Below are 6,902 nucleotides of genomic sequence, written 5' to 3'. Positions count from 1 at the left end.
GTCTATTTATCAGATCGGGTGTTAACCTGATCACCAACCATAAGAGAGGACTCCCCATGGTCCCCTAAGCACCACAGATATGTTGTAATTTGATATGCATTTTACTTTACAGACTTTATAAAGGAGACGTTCATAATGGAGGTAATTTTAGCAAGTGTGTTTTCAGCTATCATAATATTTATTACTGTCTTTTTTATGATGAAGGTATTCATTTTCGCCTTTAAGAAGAATGATATTTCACTTCGGAAATGCATTATTTTATCTACTTCTTCAATAGTAATTGGTTTATTAGTGGCAAGCGTTTTACCCTTTGGTTTTCAAAAAATAATTGATTTTATTAACTAACCTCTACTTAAAGAGAGCCTATCTAATGATTCCTATCGCTTCGTACCTTTATAAATAAGAATTTAAATAGTGAGAAATAGAAGAGATGGGAGATAGTATGGTGAATACATTTAAAGAGAAAAGAAAAGCCCGAAGAGACAAGAGGAAAGAAGAAGGGAATGAATCCATATGGTGGGAAATCCTTGATATCTCTTTGGATATAGCGGAATTAATTGGACCAATATTAATACGGTCTATTCGGTCAGTTTCTAAATTTCTGGAACATCATTAATTGAACTGCTTGGTCATAAACTTCATGTGTATGCGCGGCTTTAGCTCTATTTTACAAGGGCTAAGGCCTTTTTTCGTTTTTGATGGGACTAGTATACTTGTACAGCCTTTTTGCGAGGATAAGATATATAAATATGTAAATTCATAGGCAAGAGATTTGAATGTTACTCAAATATAATTTATACTTTAGTTAAGTAACATTGAAGGGGAAATGATTCGTTGGAAACCGTGGATGCACTTAGAGACGTTGCACAAATAAATGAAATGAAAAATTACCTTAAAGAACATTCATATAGGGATTATTTATTGTTTGTTGTTGGAATTAATACAGGGCTTAAAATCTCTGAACTGCTTTTGATTAAGGTAAAGGAACTTTTTACTAGTGATGGTGAAATGAAGGATTTTTATCATTACTCTGAACAGGAGAGTGAAAGGAGGAAGTCTGTATATTTAAACAAAAAAGTGAAAGAAGCGGTAAGGTCTTACTTAGACCAGGTCAACAGCGAACAACAAATTTATTTATTCCAATCTCGTAAGTTCAAGCAGCCGATTACACGACAACAGGCCTATCGAATCATTCATGATGCAGCTGTTAAGGTGGGCATTGAAGGGAAGATTGGGACAAATTCACTAGCAAAAACTTTCGGATTTCATGCCTTCAAACAAGGTGTCTCGATTGCACTCTTACAAAAACACTTTAACCATTCAACACCAGCGGAGACACTAAAATTTTTAGGAATAACAAAAGAAGATTTGATTACCACTCAAATCGATGTAAATTTATGAGTTGATAAAATCCATAGAGATGATAAGTAAAGGGAAGAGAGGAAATATATGACTACAAACAAAACACATAAATCAAATAAACTAAAATTTATTCTGCGCGGATTCATGGTCATTATCGGGGGATTAATTGCTGCATATGGACTAGAAACGGTTCTAATTCCAAACAACGTATCTGATGGAGGAGTGACGGGCCTTAGTATCGTTGGTTCAGAACTATTTGATTTACCATTAGGTATTCTAATTGGTGTGATCAACGTTCCCTTTATCTGGTTAGGATATAAGCAAATTGGTAAAAGTTTCGCCTTATTTTCGATTATTGGAATCGCTTCACTAGCGGTTGGAACAAGTCTTTTGCATCATACCCCTGCTATAATTGAGGGGGATACTTTGTTAGTTACAGTGGTTGGCGGTATTATCCTTGGATTTGGGATGGGCTTAGCCTTACGTAATGGTGGTGCATTAGATGGTATTGATATGCTGGCCGTCCTCCTATCCCGAAAATTACCGTTTGGTACAAGTGATCTTATTCTTTTCTTAAATATATTTGTATTTATTTTTGTATCCATCGCATTTGGTTTACAAGGGGCGATTCTCTCGGCTATTGCTTACTTTATTGCTTCGAAAGTGATTCACATTGTCGAAGAAGGGTTAAGTGGCTCTAAAACCTTCAATATTATTACCACTCAGCCAGAAATAATGGTGGAGACCATCCGCGATCGTTTAGGTCGAAGTGCAACGTATAAAGAAGCTTATGGCGGCTTTTCCCATGAAAAATTTAAAGAAATCACCTGTGTCATTAACCGCTTAGAAGAAACAAAGTTAAAAGAAATCATCAATGAACTGGATCCAAAATCCTTTGTTACCGTATATGATGTTGCAGAGGTGAAGGGCGGTAATTTCAGAAAGCATAACATTCATTAGCTGAATGGGTGTTATCAGAACCTGGAAAAGAAAAGAATGCACAATTTGTCGATAAATAGGTGAAAAAATTAAGATAATAGTTTATAATCATTTAGTCATAGAAATTAATATATAATTGCATTTATGCAAACGAGGTTCTAGCCCCCCTCATTAAAAAAACTAAGATGAAGCAGTACTTCTATCTTGGGGTACTGTTTTTTCTATTTGAAAGGAAGTCTAGAGAGAATGTTGAAAAATGAAAAGGCCATTGTTGTATTTAGTGGTGGACAAGACAGCACCACTTGTTTATTTTGGGCATTAAAACAATTTAAAGAAGTAGAAGTCGTTACGTTTGATTACAATCAAAGGCATAGTTTAGAAATTGAATGTGCCAAAAATATAGCCAATGAACTTGGTGTAAAACACCATATTTTAGATATGGCCTTACTAAATCAATTAGCACCTAATGCGTTAACGCGTTCAGATATTGAAGTGACTGATGGCGGTGAAGGGGAACTTCCCTCAACATTTGTGCCAGGTCGTAACCTATTATTCCTAACTTTTGCTGGTGTTTTAGCACGTCAAGTAGGGGCTAAGCATTTAGTCACAGGTGTGTGTGAAACAGATTTCAGCGGCTACCCAGATTGTCGTGATATTTTTATTAAATCACTAAATGTTACCTTAAATCTATCCATGGACGATAATTTTGTCATTCATACCCCATTAATGTGGATCAACAAAGCACAAACATGGGCACTAGCGGATGAACTAGGCGCATTGGATTTTGTGCGTGAAAAAACTTTAACCTGCTACAACGGTGTGATTGCGGATGGATGCGGTGAATGCCCAGCTTGCGTATTAAGAAAAAGAGGGCTTGAAGACTTTTTAAATGGGAGGTTTTAGCGATGGGTTTTCGAATCGTTGATAAACTTCAAAAAATAAATGAAGACATTCATCCACATCAATTAAAATATCATCATAAACGTGTGCTAGTAAGCAAAGAATTTACCTTCGATGCTTCGCATCACTTGCATTGTTATGAAGGGAAATGCAAAAATTTGCATGGCCACACGTACCACGTTATTTTCGGAATCAGCGGTTTTGTTGATGAACGAGGCTTAATGATTGACTTCGGTGATATTAAAGAGATTTGGAAAAATGAAATTGAAATCTTCCTTGATCATCAATACTTGAATGAAACCCTGCCACACATGAATACAACCGCGGAAAATATGGTGGTTTGGATTTATGAGAAAATGAAGGAAGCATTAGAAACAGAAGAGCGGATGGATCAATATCATGGAGCAAGAGTGGAATTTGTCCGTCTCTTTGAAACTCCGACCAGCTATGCAGAAGCTCGAAGGGAGTGGATGGAGGAATGAGCAAGATTCCTGTTCTAGAAATCTTTGGCCCAACCATCCAAGGAGAAGGGATGGTCATTGGTCAAAAAACGATGTTTGTTCGGACGGCCGGCTGTGATTATTCTTGCAGCTGGTGTGATTCTGCCTTTACATGGGATGGCAGTGCCAAAGAGGATATCCAGCAAATGAGCGCAGATGAAATTTGGGCTGAATTAAAAAGAGTCGGTGGCGATAATTTCTCTTTTGTGACGATCTCAGGGGGAAATCCCGCACTGCTTAAAAATTTAGATGTGTTTATTGATTTATTAAAAGAAAAAAACATCAAGATTGGGATCGAAACACAAGGCAGCAGATGGCAAGACTGGTTCTTAAACGTTGATGAACTAACGATTTCACCGAAGCCGCCAAGTTCAAATATGGTCACCAATTTTGAAATCTTGGATTCTATTTTTCAAAATCTAAATGATAATGAGTTTAAACATCAAGTGAGTTTGAAAGTCGTCATCTTTGACGAAAACGATCTTGAATATGCGAAAACGGTTCATAACCGGTACGCGGATATTCCTTTTTATTTGCAGGTCGGGAATGATGATATCACGAATGTGAATAATAGTGAATTAATTCAAAAACTATTATTGAAATATGAGTGGTTAGTCGATCGTGTGGTTGCTGATTCAGAGTTGAATGATGTAAAAGTGTTACCGCAATTACACGCTCTTCTTTGGGGAAATAAGCGAGGCGTATAGGTTCGAATAAAGAATACAGCATTAATTGTAAGCCAGTTTAGAACAACCAATACTCGGTACTTAAAAATGTCGCTTTCTAAGCGACCTTTTTTTGTCTAATAATTGTTATCCTAAATTCATCAAGGAAACGGAGGATGACAAGTATGAAAAAGAATGTAACAGAATTAGTATTTATTTTAGATAAAAGTGGATCAATGGCAGGGCTTGAGGCAGATACCATCGGAGGTTTCAATGCAATTCTGAAGAAGCAACAAAAAGCGGAAGGAGAAGCCTTTGTTACGACAGCATTATTCGATCATCGTTATGAATTATTACACGATCGAATTAATGTTAGAGGCATATCTCCTATAACCGACAAAGAGTATGAAGTAGGGGGTACCACTGCTTTATTAGATGCGATCGGTTTTACGATTCAAAAAATGGTAAATGTACAAAAGAGAACTCTTGAGGATGAGAGGGCAGAGAAGGTGTTATTCGTGATTACAACGGATGGGATGGAAAATGCCAGCCGTGAATTCACAACGGATAAAATCAAAAAAATGGTTCGTCATCAAAAAGAGAAATTTGGCTGGGAATTCATCTTCCTTGGTGCGAATATCGATGCGATCTCAGCGGCTGCACAATTTGGAATCGAAGAGGAATTCGCAGTGGAATACCATGCGGACCACAAAGGAACGCAATTAAATTATGAAGCGGTCAATGAAGCCGTAAGTAATCTTCGAAGTGGCAAAAAGATTGATCGAAGCTGGAAAGAAGGAATTGAACGGGATTATAATCAGCGGTCTAGGAAATAAAATACTAGATTAAAAGCCTGTATTTAGGATTACACAATAATCCATAATACAGGCTTTTTTGTCTATAAATTTTAAATATTGAAAGGTATGAATCTAAAACAACATCTGCCATTTTTTTATGACGCAGAGTCAAATAAACATACTCTAAATCGCATATGATTGTTTTGATTTAAGAAGATATCGTTCTATAAACTGAGCTACTCCATCATTTTCGTGGTGTCCTGTCATAAAATCGGCGGCTGCTTTAACCTCTTGACTCGCGTTCCCCATAGCTACACCAGTACCGACATGGCGAAGCATCTCGATATCATTGGGTCCGTCTCCAATAGCTACAACTTCATTTGGACTGATTCGAAATTCGCGAAGGAGGCTTTTTATTGCAGACCATTTGGAAACATTAGGAGCAAGCAATTCAAACCCGTCATTCCAATTGATGACTTCTGCTTCCTTGTTAAACAAAGCGGAAATGTTCGGACATGGTGTACCTGTTCGAACACTATATTTAAGAACGTCTTGATAATTTGCCTGTCTTAAATCTCCAATATAATGAGGCGGAATTTGCCCAACTTTTGTCCAATAATCAATTTCTTCACTTGTCTCCTTGCAATAAACGCCATTTGCTGTATGGATTATAACATTCCAGGCATTTTCAGCGGTCAACTGGTGGAACCGTTCTTCGTTCAGTCGGACGGTTTTTATTTGCATCGTTTTTCCTGTCTCTGCATTATGAATAGCGGCACCATTCAAACAGATCATAGGAGTTCGTAGTCCAATTTCTTTATGGTAAGGAACTGTTACTTCATAGTGTCGACCAGTAGCCAGAAAAACCTTAACTCCCTGATTAATGAGCGAATTAACGGCTTCCATATTTCGGCTAGAAATGGTATTTGAGGATTTTAGTAGTGTACCATCCATATCAATAAACATTGCACGCACATTCATTTTTACAGCCTCCTCATTCGTTGTTAATCCAATCATAACATCTGAATATTAAAGTCTTGTAAACTCAGTGTACAGATTAAATTAAGTTTATGTGGAGGCAAATGATGAATCTAAAGGTGGATAGGCTCATTTAACTTCCCTTAAACCCTTCCATTCATGAATCTCTTGAATCCCTTCCTCACAAACTCCATAGGAACGCCAGGAACAAGTTTTACACACAATTTGAATATCGGAGGGGACGACAAACTTTCTGATGCACGACTCAATGTCCTCCCAATTCAGAATTTGGCCGATTTTAAGTCCTATTTTATCTAAAATAGCCTGATCTCTTTCATAAATATTGTCGTCTTGGCAGTGATAAATACCTGAGTTGGGATATTTTTCACACAACTGATCGGGACCCTTAACAAGCTGAATTAGCGTCTTTGGGTTATTTCGCAAGGTTTGATGCAAGTGTGTCATATTTTTCACGTACTCTTCTGAATAGCCCATTCCCCTATAGCCCAATAAGCAAAAAAGATGGTGACCTCGCAGTTTATACATTATTTCTCCTCCTAGTTCACAGATGTTAACTATACATTGAAATGAGTTAACATTAATCTCTTTTTTTCATCATAACATATCGAGTTTGGACTATTGGTAACTTTTTTTGTTTCACTAATGAGGCAAGAGTTTCCAAGAGGAACTAATATAAGAACAATTAACCAAGTTATTTTTCAAGTACAAGGAGGAAATTTTCCTTGAAGCAGTTCAAAAAG

The 6,902-nt window shown here is 37.0% G+C and carries 9 protein-coding genes; 7 read left to right on the top strand and 2 right to left on the bottom strand.

From position 1 onward, the window contains the following. The first annotated feature begins 135 nt into the window (after positions 1-135). The 7 genes from V7659_RS20420 (at position 136) to V7659_RS20390 (ending at position 5,202) form a co-directional block, all read left to right on the top strand. Complete coding sequence (locus V7659_RS20420) at positions 136-345, top strand: hypothetical protein (RefSeq protein WP_335541816.1); 210 nt, start codon at positions 136-138, stop codon at positions 343-345. Between the two features lie 489 nt (positions 346-834). Beyond that, positions 835-1,401: a tyrosine-type recombinase/integrase gene (locus tag V7659_RS20415; protein WP_335541814.1), complete on the top strand. Its 567-nt coding sequence runs from the start codon at positions 835-837 to the stop codon at positions 1,399-1,401. 48 nt (positions 1,402-1,449) lie between these two features. Then, positions 1,450-2,322, top strand: a complete 873-nt coding sequence (locus V7659_RS20410) for a YitT family protein (RefSeq protein ID WP_335541812.1) — start codon at positions 1,450-1,452, stop codon at positions 2,320-2,322. Positions 2,323-2,550: 228 nt separating this feature from the next. Next, a complete protein-coding gene (gene queC, locus V7659_RS20405; protein ID WP_335541818.1) occupies positions 2,551-3,204 on the top strand; it encodes a 7-cyano-7-deazaguanine synthase QueC in 654 nt (217 codons plus the stop codon). A gap of 2 nt (positions 3,205-3,206) precedes the next feature. Next, the gene (gene queD, locus V7659_RS20400; protein ID WP_335541810.1) at positions 3,207-3,683 is read left to right on the top strand and encodes a 6-carboxytetrahydropterin synthase QueD; all 477 of its coding nucleotides are present in this window, start codon (positions 3,207-3,209) and stop codon (positions 3,681-3,683) included. Beyond that, the gene (gene queE / locus V7659_RS20395; protein ID WP_335541808.1) at positions 3,680-4,408 is read left to right on the top strand and encodes a 7-carboxy-7-deazaguanine synthase QueE; all 729 of its coding nucleotides are present in this window, start codon (positions 3,680-3,682) and stop codon (positions 4,406-4,408) included. The genes queD and queE overlap by 4 nt, the downstream gene beginning before the upstream one ends. 143 nt (positions 4,409-4,551) lie before the next feature. Further along, on the top strand, positions 4,552-5,202 hold the full coding sequence (locus V7659_RS20390) for a vWA domain-containing protein (RefSeq protein ID WP_335541807.1): 651 nt from the start codon (positions 4,552-4,554) through the stop codon (positions 5,200-5,202). A 144-nt stretch (positions 5,203-5,346) separates the two neighbouring features. On the opposite strand, the gene V7659_RS20385 is transcribed toward V7659_RS20390, so the two are convergent. Next, positions 5,347-6,144, bottom strand: coding sequence for an HAD family hydrolase (locus tag V7659_RS20385; protein ID WP_335541805.1), 798 nt, complete (start codon positions 6,142-6,144; stop codon positions 5,347-5,349). 126 nt (positions 6,145-6,270) lie between these two features. After that, entirely contained in the window at positions 6,271-6,687 is a 417-nt protein-coding gene (locus V7659_RS20380) for a DUF1284 domain-containing protein (protein WP_335541804.1), read from the bottom strand. Positions 6,688-6,902: the final 215 nt, after the last annotated feature.

The sequence above is a fragment of the Neobacillus drentensis genome (assembly GCF_036966985.1).
GTDB lineage: Bacteria > Bacillota > Bacilli > Bacillales > Cytobacillaceae > Neobacillus > Neobacillus drentensis_E.
The sequence above is the reverse complement of the archived record's forward strand: the minus strand, read 5'-3'. Positions and strand labels throughout refer to the sequence as shown.

What these genes read in the sequence shown, in the direction of transcription:
- V7659_RS20385 (WP_335541805.1), bottom strand. Translation starts at nt 6,144, where the DNA reads ATGAATGTGCGTGCAATGTTTATTGATATGGATGGTACACTACTAAAA.
- V7659_RS20390 (WP_335541807.1), top strand. Translation starts at nt 4,552, where the DNA reads ATGAAAAAGAATGTAACAGAATTAGTATTTATTTTAGATAAAAGTGGA.
- V7659_RS20410 (WP_335541812.1), top strand. Translation starts at nt 1,450, where the DNA reads ATGACTACAAACAAAACACATAAATCAAATAAACTAAAATTTATTCTG.
- queD (WP_335541810.1), top strand. Translation starts at nt 3,207, where the DNA reads ATGGGTTTTCGAATCGTTGATAAACTTCAAAAAATAAATGAAGACATT.
- V7659_RS20420 (WP_335541816.1), top strand. Translation starts at nt 136, where the DNA reads ATGGAGGTAATTTTAGCAAGTGTGTTTTCAGCTATCATAATATTTATT.
- V7659_RS20380 (WP_335541804.1), bottom strand. Translation starts at nt 6,687, where the DNA reads ATGTATAAACTGCGAGGTCACCATCTTTTTTGCTTATTGGGCTATAGG.
- queE (WP_335541808.1), top strand. Translation starts at nt 3,680, where the DNA reads ATGAGCAAGATTCCTGTTCTAGAAATCTTTGGCCCAACCATCCAAGGA.